Origin of the sequence: Glaciibacter superstes DSM 21135 (genome assembly GCF_000421145.1) — a bacterium.
Taxonomy (GTDB): Bacteria; Actinomycetota; Actinomycetes; order Actinomycetales; family Microbacteriaceae; genus Cryobacterium; species Cryobacterium superstes.
In genome coordinates this window covers 31,000-46,733 of the sequence record NZ_ATWH01000006.1, presented here as the reverse complement: position 1 = coordinate 46,733, position 15,734 = coordinate 31,000, and the positions used below count along the sequence as shown (strand labels likewise).

10 protein-coding genes and 1 pseudogene are annotated in these 15,734 nt (G+C 63.3%); 2 read left to right on the top strand and 9 right to left on the bottom strand.

The genetic code is table 11. The annotated features are described in order from the left end of the window. Window positions 1-17: 17 nt before the first annotated feature. The 6 genes from K323_RS0109490 to K323_RS28845 form a co-directional block, all read right to left on the bottom strand. Window positions 18-3,440, bottom strand: a complete 3,423-nt coding sequence (locus K323_RS0109490) for an error-prone DNA polymerase (protein ID WP_022885051.1) — start codon at window positions 3,438-3,440, stop codon at window positions 18-20. A gap of 107 nt (window positions 3,441-3,547) precedes the next feature. Further along, entirely contained in the window at window positions 3,548-5,155 is a 1,608-nt protein-coding gene (locus tag K323_RS0109485; protein WP_022885050.1) for a DNA polymerase Y family protein, read from the bottom strand. A 2-nt stretch (window positions 5,156-5,157) separates the two neighbouring features. Next, a complete protein-coding gene (locus K323_RS25260; RefSeq protein ID WP_157509401.1) occupies window positions 5,158-5,955 on the bottom strand; it encodes a hypothetical protein in 798 nt (265 codons plus the stop codon). Window positions 5,956-6,124: 169 nt separating this feature from the next. After that, entirely contained in the window at window positions 6,125-8,881 is a 2,757-nt protein-coding gene (locus K323_RS25255; protein ID WP_033372810.1) for a helix-turn-helix transcriptional regulator, read from the bottom strand. A gap of 5 nt (window positions 8,882-8,886) precedes the next feature. Beyond that, window positions 8,887-9,600, bottom strand: coding sequence for an alpha/beta fold hydrolase (locus tag K323_RS0109470; RefSeq protein ID WP_022885048.1), 714 nt, complete (start codon window positions 9,598-9,600; stop codon window positions 8,887-8,889). 149 nt (window positions 9,601-9,749) lie between these two features. Further along, window positions 9,750-12,587, bottom strand: a complete 2,838-nt coding sequence (locus tag K323_RS28845) for an AfsR/SARP family transcriptional regulator (RefSeq protein WP_022885047.1) — start codon at window positions 12,585-12,587, stop codon at window positions 9,750-9,752. 114 nt (window positions 12,588-12,701) lie between these two features. On the opposite strand from K323_RS28845, the gene K323_RS0109460 reads away from it, so the two are divergent. Next, window positions 12,702-13,418 carry an SOS response-associated peptidase gene (locus K323_RS0109460; protein WP_026851476.1) on the top strand — a complete coding sequence of 239 codons (717 nt, stop codon included), beginning with the start codon at window positions 12,702-12,704 and terminating at the stop codon, window positions 13,416-13,418. Window positions 13,419-13,449: 31 nt separating this feature from the next. On the opposite strand, the gene K323_RS0109455 is transcribed toward K323_RS0109460, so the two are convergent. The 3 genes and pseudogenes from K323_RS0109455 to K323_RS0109450 form a co-directional block, all read right to left on the bottom strand. Beyond that, complete coding sequence (locus K323_RS0109455; protein WP_022885045.1) at window positions 13,450-14,499, bottom strand: 3-hydroxyisobutyryl-CoA hydrolase; 1,050 nt, start codon at window positions 14,497-14,499, stop codon at window positions 13,450-13,452. Between the two features lie 29 nt (window positions 14,500-14,528). Then, window positions 14,529-14,597: pseudogene (locus K323_RS30430) on the bottom strand (Rho termination factor); the annotation flags it as partial. Window positions 14,598-14,613: 16 nt separating this feature from the next. After that, window positions 14,614-15,099, bottom strand: a complete 486-nt coding sequence (locus K323_RS0109450) for a Dps family protein (protein WP_022885044.1) — start codon at window positions 15,097-15,099, stop codon at window positions 14,614-14,616. 92 nt (window positions 15,100-15,191) lie between these two features. Here K323_RS0109450 and K323_RS0109445 point away from each other — a divergent pair, with 92 nt between their 5' ends. After that, window positions 15,192-15,698, top strand: coding sequence for a DUF6328 family protein (locus K323_RS0109445; RefSeq protein WP_022885043.1), 507 nt, complete (start codon window positions 15,192-15,194; stop codon window positions 15,696-15,698). The last annotated feature ends 36 nt before the right edge of the window (window positions 15,699-15,734 follow it).

Sequence of the window (15,734 nt, the reverse complement as noted above, 5' to 3'; positions counted from 1 at the left end):
TCGACGTTAGCCGAACCTCACCGGAAATCGCGGGAGGCGGTTTGCGCGGCGATAGTGAGGTTTTCGAACCGGTCGGCGATCAGGTTCGTCACGCCCTCCGGCGAGCGCTCCAGGATGCCGCGCACCACCAGGGCGGGCGACTCCCTGGCGATCCGGCGGTAGCGATTCCAGACCCCGATCCCGGCGATCACGTTGAGAGTGCCGGTTTCGTCTTCCAGGTTGATGAAGGTGACCCCTCCCGCGGTTTGCGGCCGTTGCCGGTGGGTGACCACCCCGCCCACCTCTATCCGACGGCCCGACTCGTGCGTCGGCAGTTGGTCGATACGCAAGGCGCCACGGGCGGCGAGCTTCCCCCTGGCGTGCCGGATCGGATGGTCGTCGGTGGAGATACCGGTTGCCCAGAGGTCGTAGACGACCTGTTCGGCGGGGGAGAGCAGCGGCAGCAGTGGCGGCTGCACCGCCACGACGGAGCCTCTCAGGTAACCGGCCTTGTCCTGTGCTGCGTCCCCGGCGTTCCAGAGTGCCTCCCTGCGCTCCAGCCCGAGTGAGTCGAAAGCACCGGCCGCAGCGAGCGCCTCAAGTTGTTCGGTATTCAGTCCGACCCGCCGCACGACATCCGCCATCGACCGGTATGCACCGTACTCCGTGCGTTCGGCGACGATGCGCTCTGCCAGCGCCTGGCCGATGCTCGTCACCTCGGCCAGCCCCAGTCGCACAGCGAAAGCCCCGTCTCTGCGGTGCTCCGGCCAGGTGGGAGGGGTCGACCTGTCGAACGGACCGACCGGCGGCTGCGTGAAAGTGAGGCAGTTGTCCTGGCCTTCTGGAACGGCCTGGCCACCCGGAGCGGCCGGTTCCCCCTCGATCTCCTCCAGCCCGGCATCCGCGCCGGAGAGCAGGATGTCTGGGCGCAGCACGGTGACGTTGTGCCGTCTTGCATCGGCGACCAGCGACTGCGGGGAGTAGAAGCCCATCGGCTGGGCGCGCAGCAGGGCGGCCAGGAACGCCGCAGGATAGTGCAGCCGCAACCAGGAGCTCGCATACACCAGCAGGGCGAAGCTGATCGAGTGGCTCTCGGCGAACCCGAAGTTGGCGAAGGCCTCGATCTTCTCGTAGATGTTGTCTGCGACGTCTCCGGTGATGCCGTTGCCGGCCATGCCCTCGTACAGGGTCGCCTTGAGCGAGGAGATCTTCTCGATTCCACGCTTGGAGCCCATCGCCCGGCGCAGCAGGTCGGCATCTTCACCGGTGCAGCCGCCCACCGCCATGGCCATCTGCATGAGCTGCTCCTGGAACAGCGGAACCCCGAGCGTGCGCTCCAGCACCGGTTCGAGTTTCGGGTGCAGGTAGGTCACGGGCTCCTGCTTCAGCTTGCGCCTGATGTACGGATGCACGGCCCCGCCCTGGATCGGCCCAGGCCGGATCAGGGCGATCTCCACGACCAGGTCGTAGAAACGACGCGGCTGCAACCGGGGGAGCGTTCCCATCTGGGCCCGACTCTCCACCTGGAAGACACCGATCGAGTCTGCCCTGCAAAGCATGTCGTAGACCCCCTCCTCCTCCTTCGGGATGGTGTCGAGGGCCCAGTGCTCGCCGAGATGCTCGCCGACCAGGTCGAAGGTGTACTGCAGGGCAGCGAGCATGCCGAGTCCGAGCAGGTCGAATTTGACCAGTCCCATCCAGGCGCAGTCGTCTTTGTCCCACTGCAGAACGGTGCGCTTCTCTTTACGGGCGTGCTCGATGGGGCAGACCTCGCCGACCGGGCGATCGGTGAGCACCATTCCTCCGGAATGGATACCCAGGTGCCGGGGGAAGGTCAGCACCTGTTCCGCCAACTCGACGACGGCATCCGGGATGTCATGGTCGTCACTGGAGATCACCCCGCCCCAGCGCTCCACCTGCTTCGACCAGGCATCCTGGGCGCCCCCGCTGTATCCGAGCGCCTTCGCCATGTCGCGCACCGCGAACTTCGGCCGGTAGGTGATCACGTTCGCCACCTGGGCGGCGTTGTGCCTCCCGTACTTCTCGTAGACGTACTGGATCACCTCCTCACGCCGGTCTGAGTCGAAGTCGACGTCGATGTCGGGTTCCTCCTCGCGGAGGCTGGAAAGAAAGCGTTCGAACGGCAGCCGGTAGAAGATCGAATCGACAGCGGTGATGCCGAGCACGTAGCAGACGGCAGAGTTGGCCGCAGAGCCACGACCCTGGCAGAGGATGCCGCGGCTCTTCGCCTCCCGCACGATGTCGTAGACGATCAGGAAGTAGCCGGGGAAGTCTTTCGTCTCGATCACGTCGAGCTCTTCCTCGAGCCGTTCCCGCACGTTCTGGTTGTATCCGGGATACTTCTCAGCCGCGCCCTCCCAGGTGAGCGCGCGCAGCCAGCTCATCGGCGTGTGCCCGTCTGGCACCTCCTGCTTCGGCAGTCGGGGGCGGGCCCTGCGCAGGGGAAAGGCGAGTTCATCGGCGAGCAGCACGGTGTTCGAAACGGCTGTGGGGAACCGGGCGAATGCCATCGCCATCTCCGCTCCGCTTCTCAGGTGGGCGCTCCCGGCGGCCGGCAGCCAGCCGTCCATCTCGTCGAGACTGCGGCGGGCTCGCACGGCGGCCAGGGCACTCGCCAGCTTGTGCTCGCCAGGAGTTGCATAGTGCACATTGTTCGTCGCGACAACAGGGAGCCCGGCATCGGTTGCGAGCTCGGCCAGGGCGTCGTTGATGCTGCTGTCCTGCGGATGTCCGTGGTCGAACAGTTCGACATAGACATTGCTCTCCCCGAAGAGGCCGACCAGCCGGGCAAGCTCGTGCGCTGCCGCCTCAGGGCCACCGGCGGCCAGGGCTTGCCTCACCGCGCCTTTCCGGCATCCGCTCAGCACCACCCAGTGGCCGCCTGCCTGCTCCGCCAGCGTCTCGAGGTCATAGGCCGGCTTGCCTTTCTCGTTGCCGGCCAGCTGCGCATGCGTGAGGGCGGCGGCAAGGCGGTGGTACCCCTCCTGGCGGCGAGCGAGCACAATGAGGTGGCTGCCCTCTGGATCGGCGACACCGTTCTGCGGCATGCTGAGGCCGAGGGAGAGTTCTGCCCCGAAGATGGTCGCGACGTCTGGGTAGCTTTCCGCCGTCTCGGCGAGTCGCACAGCCCCATACAGGCCGTCGTGGTCGGTGATGGCCAGGGCAGACAGGCCGAGCCTGCCCGCCTCCTCCAGGAGCTGTTCAGGCGAGCTGGCACCGTCGAGGAAGCTGAAGTTCGAGTGCGCGTGCAGCTCGGCATACGGAACTACAGGTCCGGCCGGCGGAGCTGCGGGCTCCGGGGGGATGTAAGCAGATCGCTTGCGCGAGAAGGCCGGGCTGTCTCCACCGTCGCCGGTCGGCGGGTTCGGTGCCGGGCGACGGGTGTCTGAGAGCTTGCGTTCCAGCTCCGACCAGGGGATCGGAGGGTTATTCCAGCCCATGTGCGCACCGCCCTGTCTCCGGCGATGTGATGGTCGGAGTGATCTCAGAGCAGACCCTGATGGTGGACGCCCTGACGGTGCTGGGGAAGCACGGTCGGCGCCAGCCTCTAGTCATAACGCCCCTCTGCCCACCAGTCGAGTCCGTCGAGCGCAAGCAGCCAGGCGTCTCCGTCGTCGTCGACAACCTGGAAACGGTGCAGGCTCCTGGCCCGCTCTGGGTCCCACCAGCGTTCGGTGACCGGCCAGGGACCGGCCCAGACGGTGATTCGTCGAAGATCGTCCGGCATTCCTGTGGGGGAGAAGCGGCCCGGGACACCATCGATTCGTCCTCGGTCGTCCACGGCGACGGGGGCACCGCCCGCAGTGAGCAACGTCACCGGATGCCGCCGGCGGAAGACCGTGGACGGTGTGAGTCCTTGCAGGCTGCCCGGCCAGGGCTCGGCAGATGCAGCGGCAGGTGCAGCGGCAGGTGCAGGTGAGGCGGCGCGCGAGCGGGAGGAGCCGTCTTCCGGCCGGTCGCCCCACGGCACGAGGATCTGGCGGTCGGCGAGCATCCGCCCCCCGCCGCCCACTGCGGTAAGCACACCCTCGTGGCCGAGCATGCTCTGCACGCGGGTGAGTCCGTGGTGGATGCGTTCGTCTGGACCGGACCCCCAGAGCCCCTCCTCATGGTTGCCGGTTGAATCCAGGCGTTCGGGAGAGATCTGCACACGGGTGACGCCCGAACGCAGTCCGGTGTCGATCGCGCTGCCGCCCTGGAGCTGCCAGCGCACCCGGTCGACGACATCCGCTGCACTGAACCAGCGCGGATGCAGCCAGCTGCGCTCTGAGGCGTCACCGGACTCTGTGCGGACCTCGATGCGGATGGCGGTGCAGACCAGCCTGCTGGAACGCAGGGTGTCGATGAACCTGTCGGCCAAGGCCCTGATCGCGAACGTGACCTGGTCGATGCGATCGAGTGCCGGTTCGAATTCAAGTTCGACGTCATAGAGTTTCGGTGGGATGCGCGCGGCCACGCTCCGGTTCTCCCGCCCGCCGGCCTTCTCATGGGCCTGGGCCCCTTCCGCTCCGAAGCGCCGCAGCACGTCCAGAGCAGGAAGGGCGGCGAAATCCCCGAGCGTGTGCACACCGAGACGATGCAGGAGAACGGCCAGCCGGTCATCGACAAGGATGCCGATGGACAGGGGAGCAAGAAAAGCCGGCGATGCGTCTGGCGGCACGATCTGCACGGCTGTGCCCTGCCTGCTTGTACCGCGGGCCGCCTGTTCTGCGGCAAACGGCCCGTCGGCTATTCCCACCCTGGCGTCGTGGATGCCGAGTTCACCCAGGCAGGCCAGGAGGGCCTGTGTCGCCTGTTCCTCTCCGCCGTAGTAGCGGCTCGGTCCGCGGGAGCGGATGGCGCAGGTTCCCGGGCGGATCACCTGTACCCCTGGCATGATCTCCTCGATCCGGGTGATCACCGGTTCGAAGACGCGGGCATCTTGTACGGGGTCGTAGGGAAGCACGACCAGCTCCGGTGCGCGGTACTGTGCTTCGCGCAGCTTGAGCCCGCGTTGCACACCTTCTGTGCGGGCTGCGCTTGAGCAGGCGAAAACAAGACCTTTGTCGATCAGGGCGATGGGGGCATCCGTGCCCTGCCCGGTCGCGTGCATCGCCGCGGTCACCGGCCAATCCGGGCACCAGAGCACAATCGTTCGGGTCAGTCTGATCGACATGGCTACCCCGTCTCCCGGAGCGGGGGAACGGCCACAGGACGCGCCGGCGCTGAGCGGGGCGACGCGGGGTGGACGGACGCCGGAGGTGACGGCTCCACCGTTCGGATGTTCTGCTGTGCGTCCGGCAGCCAGAGACTGGCCGTCTTCGGCCGGTCGAACCGATGCTTGCCGGTCGAGGTGATCGTGACCTCGCGGCCAGACAGGAAACCGTACCCCTGGGCAAGGCCGTTCCACTGGCTGTGTTCGATGTGCAGGCTGGCCTCGACCTGCGGCCAGGCACCCATCACGATCAGGGTGCAGCCGCGTTGCCGCATGCGGGCACTGAGGCGGGCGACATCAGCATCGGCGGCACCTCGCGGCGGAGAGACGACGACCACGGTGAGTACGTCGACCAGGGCTGCCGTGACGGTGAGCCACTGGTCGGCGGGAGAGGGCACCAGTACCAGCCGGGTCAGGTCGATACCGAAGGATGCGGCCGCTTCCGTTCCGAAGTCGGGCACGCCGACCACGCCGCACCAGGCGCCGCTCTGCGATGGGCCGGCGAGGAGGGCCATGACAAGGCTGGTGGAGTCGACCGAGTAGGCGGCGCCCTGCCGGAGGGAGCCGCCCGGCAGGATGCCGGCCAGAGCTTCCAAGGTCGGGAGAGTCCTGGTATCCAGCTTTGTCGCCTGCATACTGGAGATGCGCTGCTGCAGCGAAGCCACGGTGTTCGAAGCCGCGGTGTTCGAAGCTACGGTGTTCGAAGCCACAGCGTTCGATACGGTGCCGGAAGCATCGGGGGAGTGCGCAACGGCTGGCATGGACATACTTCAATATTCGAACACGTATTCGATTAAGTCAATTGCAAAAAAGTGGAGATTCGCTGGTCGTCGAACACGGCCTGCGAGATCGGCTTACCGGGTCCAGATCACCGGAGGTCGCGTCGGAGCAGCTGGAAGTCGGGGCAACTGGCAGCCGGAGCCTCAGCCGCTATGCGGCGATGGCGACGAGGTTGCTCAAGACCTGTCGGAGTTCCCTTCGCGAAGCAATGCCCAGCTTCGGATAGATCTTGCCGAGGTGCCATTCCACCGTGCGCGCACTAATAAAGAGCTCTGAGCCGATTTCAGGGTTGGTGTGACCCTCTGCGGCCAGGGTTGCGATCTGTGTCTCTTGGGCGGTGAGCTCGTTCCCAGAGCCCGCAGTGCGCTTGCGCACGGTTTCGCCTGTTATAGAAAGCTCGCGGCGGGTGCGCTCGGCAAATGCGGATGCACCGAAGTCAGTAAACATCTCGTAAGCCGTACGCAGATTCGCCCTCGCGTCCGTTCGTCGACCTTCGCGCCGGAGCCACTCGCCGTACAACAAGTGAGCTCGTGCGAGTTCAATCGCAATCCGCGTTCTTCCGAGTCTCTCGATAGCCTCAACATAGAGGGCCTCTGCGACAGGGCCCTGGCTAACGAGCGCACGCGATCGTGCCTCGATGCCGAGCGCCCAGTCGGTCCCGCTTGCCTGCGTGGACTCAGAAAGCTGGCTCAGTGCGGATTCTGCGCGGGCGAGCTCTCCGCAACGAGAGGCAGCTTCGATGAGCTCCTTCAAAGACCACATGCTGTAGCAAAGATCGTTGGGATAGGCAGCACCGGATTCGGCCTCATCGAGAGCCTTTCGATAATCGCCAAGTCCGTTATGGAGCACAGCCCCGGCAAATTTTACAAGTGAGAAGCCAAGCCCATCGCCTCGGTTCTCAGCCACCTTCAGCGCAGGTACGCTGAGGCGGATGAATTTCTCTGTCTCCCCGCGGCATGCGGCGAGACCGATCGCTGCGTATGCCGGAGCCAATCGCCCTGTCGCGGCCGACACGTCATCAATCTCTTGTATCACTGTGGCAGCGAGGTCAAACTCGCCCCGATGGAGGCACGAAATCGCTTGGCCAGCTAGTGCGTTGGGGAGCGCGCTAAGCGCGCCTGACTCGCGAGCCAGCTGGACGTGACGATCTCCAATCTGGTCTACTTTGGTGTCATCCCAGAGATCCTTTGCAGCGTGAATCGCCAGCCATGACCAGCGGATCGCCTCAGTCGCGTGCAGCGGGCCGTCTAGGAACGCCGTGATCGCTTCTTTGAGCATCGGTGCTGCAGCGGCATAACCATCGGTGACCACGCTGGCGAAACCGTTCACGAGGAGATCAGTTGACTGGCTGCTGGCTTTTGGTGCCCCGCGTGCGGCCTTCGCCACCAAGGACAGGGTTGCCTTGTCTGAAAAACGCCCGAGGCTCAGAGCTGAGGTAATGGCATCCAAATATGCTTCGCGCGATGTGTGTGGGTCAATCTGCTGCCACAGCTGAGCGGCTTCGATGAGCAGTGGCGTTGCCTTTTTGCTGCCAGAAGCAACGAGTGTGATCTGTCCGCGTAGTAATGCAGCAGCCGCTCGACCGCGCTCATCTGAGGGCAGAGATTCTGCAACCTTCAGGAGCGACATGGCTTCGTCGTTGGCTCCGGCCAGGTGCTTTGCGTGTGCGGCGGCCAGTGCTCTGGTGCCCTTTCGGAATGGATCGACCGTGAGCTCAGCTGCCTCTTTGAGGAATGCTGCGGCCGCCGCCAACCCTCCGCGCTCCTGGGCGCGCCCTGCGGACCGTTCAAGCTCGCTGGCCACCGATTCGTCTGGTCCCGCTGCTGAAAGGGCCAGATGCCAAGCCCTTCGATCGGGATACTCTGTGGAATCGGTAACGGCGGCGAGCGCTCGATGCACCAGACGCGTTTCTCGTGATTCAGCTAATCTGCTGATCGCAGAACGAGCCAAAGGATGCTGGAAACGCACGCGCGGCGTGAACTCCACCAGCCCAGTCGACAGAGCAGCGTCACTGGCTTCTGTCCCAATCCCAAGCTCATCGGCAGCTCGCCACAGCAGGGCTGGTTCTCCGGTGGGTTCGACCGCAGCCAACAAGATGAGCGTGCGTGTCTCAGCAGCGAGAGGGGTAATTCGATTCATGAATCCCTTTTCAAGACGATTCACGAGCGGGATCGAGCTGGGTAATCCGAAACCCCCTGCTAGTTCGGCGGGGGTGAGCCCCGCTGGCAGCTCAAGAAGCGCAAGCGGGTTTCCTCGACTATCACCGACGAAGCGTTCACGCACTGCGGTATCGACCGGCGAATGCAGTGCGCGATCAAGCACTTCATGAGCATCAGCATCTCGAAGTCCGGGTACGCGTAAGTCTGATATTCCTTCCAACGCACAGCGGCCGGTTCCTGCTCGGGCAGCGAAGATGATCGCCACCGACTCGGCCTGCAAACGTCTAGCGACGAACGAGAGCACCTGTGCGGAGACATCGTCTAGCCACTGGGCATCGTCGATGAGGGCCACAACCGGGCGCTCCTCGGCAACAACGGATAAGAGGCTTAAGACTGCGAGGGCGACTAAGAATGGAGCCGGTGGAGCACCACGACTGATGCCAAACGCCGTAGTCAGCGCGACCTGTTGGGGAGCAGGCAAGCGATCCAGGCGGTCGATCATGGGCAAGCACAATTGGTGGACCCCCGCAAATGCCAGTTCCATCTCGGATTCGAGACCAAACGCGCGTTCGACGCGGATACCTTTCGCCTGCTTGGCCACGTAGTCGAGTAGCGCCGACTTTCCGATACCGGCCTCGCCCCAGAGAATGAGAGAGGAGCTTTGGCCACTTCTCACCGTTTCAAGTAGACGATCCAACTGCCCGCATTCGCGTTGACGACCCAGCAGCTCAAATTGAGGTTCTGACATGGTGTTTACCGGCTCCACTCGACCGCGTCGAGTACTGTCGATGCCACTTCGTCTGGACGGGACATATTCAGTGCGTGTGATGCACCATCGACTTCGAAAGTCGCCGTAGCTGCGGCCCGCCCAGCCATGAACTTCTGGGTCTCCGCCGGAATGTTGAGGTCCTTCGATCCGAAAACAAACCAGGAAGGCTTCGTTTTCCAAGCCGGTATTTCCGCACTGAGAGTGTCAGCCAGCGCAGCCTGGGTGACCGGTCGTTGTGTGAGCGCCATGACCCGAGCCGTCTCAATCGGTACATCGGCGCAAAACTGGCGCGGGAACAAGTCGGCTGCAATGCGAAGTTCGTTCCCGCCGGAGCTCAACGGGTATGTCTCCAACGTGTCGCCGAGAGTGCTGCCGGGGGAGTGCGCACCCAGGATCAGCGCGCTTTCCCCAGTATCGGGCGCGAAGCCGCCCACGTATACGAGGGCAGCCACGGAGGGGAGACCGGTCGCGGCTTGCGTGATAACCATCCCGCCGTATGAGTGTCCGACGAGAACCGCTGGGCCGTCCGCGTTGTTGATCGCGTCGGCGAGGTATTGTGCGTCGGTGGAGAGGCTCCTCAATGGGTTTCCGACTGCCATGACTCGAACTGACTTCGAATGCAGCCTTTCGATGACCGGCCCCCAACTCGCTGACTCCGCGAAGGCACCATGGACCAGTACCACTAGTGGATCGTTCATGCTGTTCTCCTCCTCGGCCTCGGAAGAAGGATTCCGAAGTGTGTATAGAAGGTAGACAACATGACGTCTGTGAAGAGTCAGTGCATTCTCTGTGCAGTCAAGAGCGAGTGGCAGATTGTAGAACGCTGATTCCGTTCCACTTGCCCGGATCAGGTTCCTGTGGGTTGCGAACCGTCAACCTCGTCGCTCGCTGCGAGTGCAGCATCGATATGGGTGCGGAGCGCGTGGGCGTCCCTAACCTTCAGGAAGAAGTCCGGGTAGTCACGAACGAGCGAGTCGAAGCTATTACTGGCCGCGCGAGCGGGGGAGGGTTGGCCAAGTCCGGCCAATGCAAGCGCAGTCACAGCGAGATGGGACGCTTGGATCTCCAGATCCAATGAGCCCTCCTCAGCTTCGATTTGAGCGAGCGCCTCGACGTAGTGACCGAGGAACGCGTGGGCGAGGGCGAGGTTCACGTTCAGGTAGGGCCGCAAGTACTCCGAGCCTGAATCATTCACGAGTTGTTCCGCTTCAACCGACATGTCCCACAGCTGCTGGGCCGACGCTTCATCCCGAAGCCAATCGGAATAACTGATCAGCGACACCGCAAGGATTTCCGATCGACCAGATCTTCGTGCCGCTGCAACTGAGCGCTCCGAATAGGCGACCGCCGCGGCGCGATCGTGGGCGAGCTCGCTCATATTACGGAGGGCGTTAGCTTCTCCTACCTCGTCCCCGCGCTCACGAAAACTCAGCAGGACCGACTCGAGCTCGCCCAATGCTCGCTCGACTTGACCAGCGGCACCCCAGTGCGAGGCCATGTTTCGACGAAGTTCGGCTTCGAGCGCTGGCTCACCAACCCGGACGGCCGCTTCCGTCGCGAGCTCGCACGATTCGACAAGCTCATATGCGCTGTCGACAGTCTGTCGCATCGGCTGCCAATCCAACGCGAGAAGAGCCGCCGAACGATCCAGGCCGAGAGCAAGTGCAAGCTCAAAGGTCGCAATGAGAGCTTGACGCTCCGTGAGAAACCACCGGATTGCGTCGTCTGGCGCCCTAAATTCCGCTATCGCGCTCGTAATTGGAGGGGATGATTTCAGTTCAGCCACTGACGGTCTTCCGAAGCTCAGAAACGCGCGCCTGGTCGAGTGCACGTAATACTCGACCAGACGTATCTGAGCGGCTTCAACCACCTGAGCGCGCTCCGCAAGCTCCGAGGCAAAAACTCGCAGCAAATCGTGCAGAGCGAACTGATCCTTGGAGACAAGGGTCAACATATTCGAAACAACCAACTCGGCTGATGCCGCAGATGTCCTGCCCAGGTCTAGATTGGCGATGCTGGATAGCGCTCGAAGAGAAATCTGCGTACCTGGGTGAACCGACGCGACTTGAAACACCCATGCGGCATCTTCAGTGAGCGCGCGATAAGACCATTCGAATGTCGTTCTCAGATCGTTGGTTGCATCGAGAGAGAGCACATCAAGAGCGGACGCGGTCGCGGCGAGTCCTCCTGCGACGTCATTCATTGCGTTCGCTGAGCCGGAAGCGGAGGCCGCTGCTGCGAGAGCGAGCGCGAGCGGAAGCCCGGCGCATGAGGCGATGATTGAGTCAACGGCGCTTCGGTTGGCGGCTACTCGCGCCGACCCAAGCCTGCGCGTCAGCAACTCGCGTGACTCTTCGGCACCCAAGCGCGACAACGACAAAGAGACAGCGCCGTCCTGCACGATGAGCCCAGTCAGCTGCCCACGACTTGTGACGATAACCAACGAGCCTTGCGATCCGGGCAACAATGAACGCACTTGTTTGGCGTCAGTTGCGTTATCCAGAACGACAATGATTCGTTTACCGGCGATTGCCCTACGGTAGACATCTCTTCGCTCATCTTCACCGCCACGAATCGCGGCAAGGGAAACACCGAGGTCTTCCAGTAGATGCCCGAGCGCTTCGGAGATGGTCAGGGCATGGCCAGCCCGGTCGAAGCCGCCGAGGTTCACAAACAACTGGCCGTCGGGAAAACTGTCTGCCACTGAGTGAGCCCACTCAACCGCGAGGGTCGTTTTCCCGATGCCGGCCATCCCACTTACGACGATAAGTGCAGGCTCGCCGTTCGAGGCACGGGCTGTGCCGTCCTCCAGAACAGAGCGTATTCCCACCCGTTCGACCAACGATGCAGGGGAGAGCGGAAGTCGGCGCGGAACGTTGGGGCCGCTGTCCTGGTCTGCGCGGTCGCCTTTCACGACCTCATCGAGTGCTGACTGTAACGCCTTGCTGGGAGCGACCTCGAGCTCCTGCATCAGATTCTGGCGAGTTTTGTCGTACACCGCGATTGCATCCGCCCGCCGCTCGGAGCGACCGAGCATGCGGATGAGTCGCGCTTGCAATCGCTCATCGAGTGGCGCAGCTGCGGCGATCGCTTCGATTGCGCCGAGTACTGTCGATGAATCGCCTGCCGCAAGCGCGCAATCTGCCGCATCCAATGCGAGTGCGACTCGATCCCGTTCGATCACCTCAAACTCTGGCCGTGTGAGAACGGTCCATGGCATGCCGCTGAGGACGGGGCCAGCAACGAGCGCAAGCGCTTCGGAGTACAGCTCAAGCGCCTCGGCAGTCGCACTGGCGCGGGCTTTCGCCCAGAGCCTCGATGACCTCTCAATGTCCGAGTCAACAAGTGAGATGTCGAGACGGTACCCTTCACCGACTCCGAGGACCATCCGCCCTGTCGATCGCGCCGCCAGACGCGGCTCGAAGAGTCGTCTGAGCTCGCCGATATGTCGCTGTACCTGGTTGAACGCGCTGGCAGGTGGAGCATCCCCCCAGAGCGTGTCAACCAGCATGCTGGTGGAGACCACCTTGCCTCGAGCTACGAGTAATCTCGCCAGAATGAGTAGCTCGCGCGGAGGCCGGTGAGAGATTTCGATCTCCGGCACTGCCAGCCGGAGTCCGCCGAAAGTAAGCACGTAGACATCGCCATGTTCCGGCCCGCGCGGGGACGTCGACGACGATGACAAGAATGCCCATCTTTCGAGGTGAAGGAGACTGACGCATGTTCAGACTAGCCAATGGGCACTGTGGATGGCCACAGGTCCGCACTCGCTGTCGGCGGCCCACGGTAGCCTGTGGCTATGTGTGGCCGATTCATCATCACCGATACCTCTCCAGACCTCGTCGCAATGTTCGACGTCGAACATGAGGGCGAGAACCTCCCAGAGCCGTCGTGGAACATCGCGCCGACCGAGCAGATTCCCATCGTGCTCGAGTCTCTGAAATCCGACCCGAAGGTTCGTCGTCTCGAATCGGCACGCTGGTCGCTCGTCCCCTCGTTTTCCACCGAACTGGTGCCGAAGTTCCCGACCTTTAACGCTCGCGCGGAGTCTGTCGCCGACAAGCCGGCCTTTGCCAACTCCGTGGTGTCAAAACGGGCGATCATTCCAGCGACGGGCTACTACGAGTGGAAGACGGATGGGCCGACCAAAACGCCGCATTTCGTCTACTCTGATGACGGCCTTCCCCTTGCCCTCGCCGGCCTCTATGCCTGGTGGCGCAACCCCACGTCGTCGCAGGACGATCCGGCGCGATGGGTGCTCACCGCCACCATCCTGACCACCGACTCGCTGGGCGAGCTGGCCGGTATCCACGACCGGATGCCCGTCATCCTCTCTGAGGAATGGTGGGATCGCTGGCTGAATCCACACGTTCCCGGCGACCAGGCGTTCGTCGATGCCGCTGTGGCTTCCTCCGCGGAAGCCGCAGAAACACTGCAGTTCCACGAAGTCGGGGCTGTGAAGGGCAACGGTCCTGAACTCATCGAACCTGTCGCCTCGCGTTCGCCAGAAGCCTGACTTACAGCGGTCCCGAATTCAGCACACGAATTCACCACACCGAATCTGGCAACGAATGGCGCAGGGCCCGCTCGGCGGTATCCGCAGGCAGCTCAGCGAGGGTCGGCGGAGTCCACCGCGGGCTGCGGTCCTTGTCGATCACCTGGGCGCGAATCCCTTCGACCAGGTCCGGTTGCTCGATCAACCAGGAGCAGGTTCGATACTCAAGTTCGAGCGCGGCGCGCAGCGTGGACAGCTCGCGGACTTCTCTGAGCGCCGCAAGCGTCACAGCGAGCGCCGTCGGTGACAGCCCCTCCAGTTCCTCCGCCGCATCCCGCGCCTCTGGCTCGCCGTGTCGTTTCAGCTTTGCGATGATCTCCAGAACACTGTCGGCCGCGAAACAGTCATCGATCCACCTTCGACGCGACTCCAGCTCGGAAGCGGCAGGCGTTTCATCGAACAGGAGCACAATCTCGGCAGGCGACCCAGGGTCGGCGCGTTCCGCCAAGGCCTGGACCAGGCCGGGCAGCCGCGCACTCGGCACGAAGTAGTCGGCGAAGCCCGCAGCGATCGCATCGGCGGCCGTCATCGTGGCCGCTCCGAGCCCCAGGTAGGTTCCGAGCTCGCCCGGTGAGCGTGACAGCAGCCAAGTGCCTCCGACATCCGGGCAGAACCCGATGCGTGTCTCGGGCATCGCCAGTCGCGAACGCTCTGTCACCACACGAATGGCGGCGTGCCCCGCGATCCCGATTCCACCACCCATCGTGATGCCGTCCATGATCGCCACCACCGGCTTGGAATACTCGGCGATCATCGCGTTCAGCCGGTACTCCTCGCGGAAGAACCGGCGTGAATCGGCATTCCGGCCGGTCCGTGCGCCCTCGTACAACACACGCACGTCGCCTCCGGCGCACAGCCCCCGCTTACCCGCTCCATCGATGACAACAACCGAGACCTCTGAATCCGTCATCCAGGTTTCGAGGGAGCGGCTCAGAACGCCGATCATCTCGTAGCTGAGCGCGTTGAGCGCCTCCGGCCGATTGAGTGTCAGATGACCGACACCGTCGTGCACACGGACGAGAACCTGGTCGGAATCGGGCATCCCACCACGCTACAGCGCGGCGCCTGCTGTCAATGGTTGCGCAGGGCGCTGATCAGTTCACTCTTCTTTTTCTTCGAATAGTTGCTGAGCCCAAGTTCCTTGGACGCGGCGGGCTCAGGACGCGCGAGCCGACTTCTTCACGGACGCTCCGCGGGGTTTGCGGTTCTCGGCACTGACCATCCAGGAGTACTGTTCGAGCTTTTCGAGGATGGCATGCAGGATATCAGCAGTTGTCGGGTCTTCCTCATCAACCGCATCGTGAACGGAACGGATGTAGTCGACCGTTGTGTCCAGGCGTCCCGTGATCAGGTCGACAGCATCAGAGGTCAGAACCTCACCCGCGGGAAACTTCGACAGGTGACTGGTTTTGGTGACCGTCTCACTGCGGCCGTCCGGTACTGCGTCAAGCGCACGCATCCGCTCTGCGACAACGTCCGAGAACTCCCGCACATCGGCGATGATCTCGTCCAGTTGAAGGTGGAGATCGCGGAAGTTGGTGCCGACGATGTTCCAGTGGGCTTGCTTGCCCTGGAGGTGAAGATCGATCAAATCGACCAGGATCGACTGCATGTTCTTCGTGAGTTTTGCCGAGGCCTGCATGGTTTTTCTCCCGCTCCTGGCGGAGCGCAACAGACCCGGTAAATCGGGCTGGGCGCCCCTCCTACTAGTCATTTCACACTAGCATTTTGACCATGAGCCCGTCAGATTCTACATCGTCGACACAGGATCCCCTTCCGGGTGACGGTCGCAACGAGACAGACAACGAACGTCTGGATCGCAACTGGAACGCGATCCTGCAGGAACTGCGTGTCACGCAGACGGGAACCCAGATCATCGGGGGTTTCCTGCTCGCGGTTGCATTCCAGTCCCGGTTCCCTGAACTCGATGACTACCAGGTCACCGTCTACCTCGTGCTGGTGTGCGCGGCCGCGCTCACCACCGCGCTGGGACTCGGCCCGGTCAGCCTCCATCGACTGCTGTTCAGGCGAGGAGCGATGAAAGAGATTGTGCGTATCGGCAGCATCCTGGTGCGAGCGACACTGGTCGGGGTCGCCGTTGTCCTCACGGGCACGGTGCTCCTGATCTTCGACGTGGTGGTCGGCCGCGTCGCGGGTATCACCGCGGGGCTCGCCGTCTTGTTGATCACCGCACTCATCTGGCTGATCGTGCCGCGTCTGGTCACGCCGCCGGCCGACTGACCGGGTACGCTCGGTTATAGACCGGCGGCAGCGCCG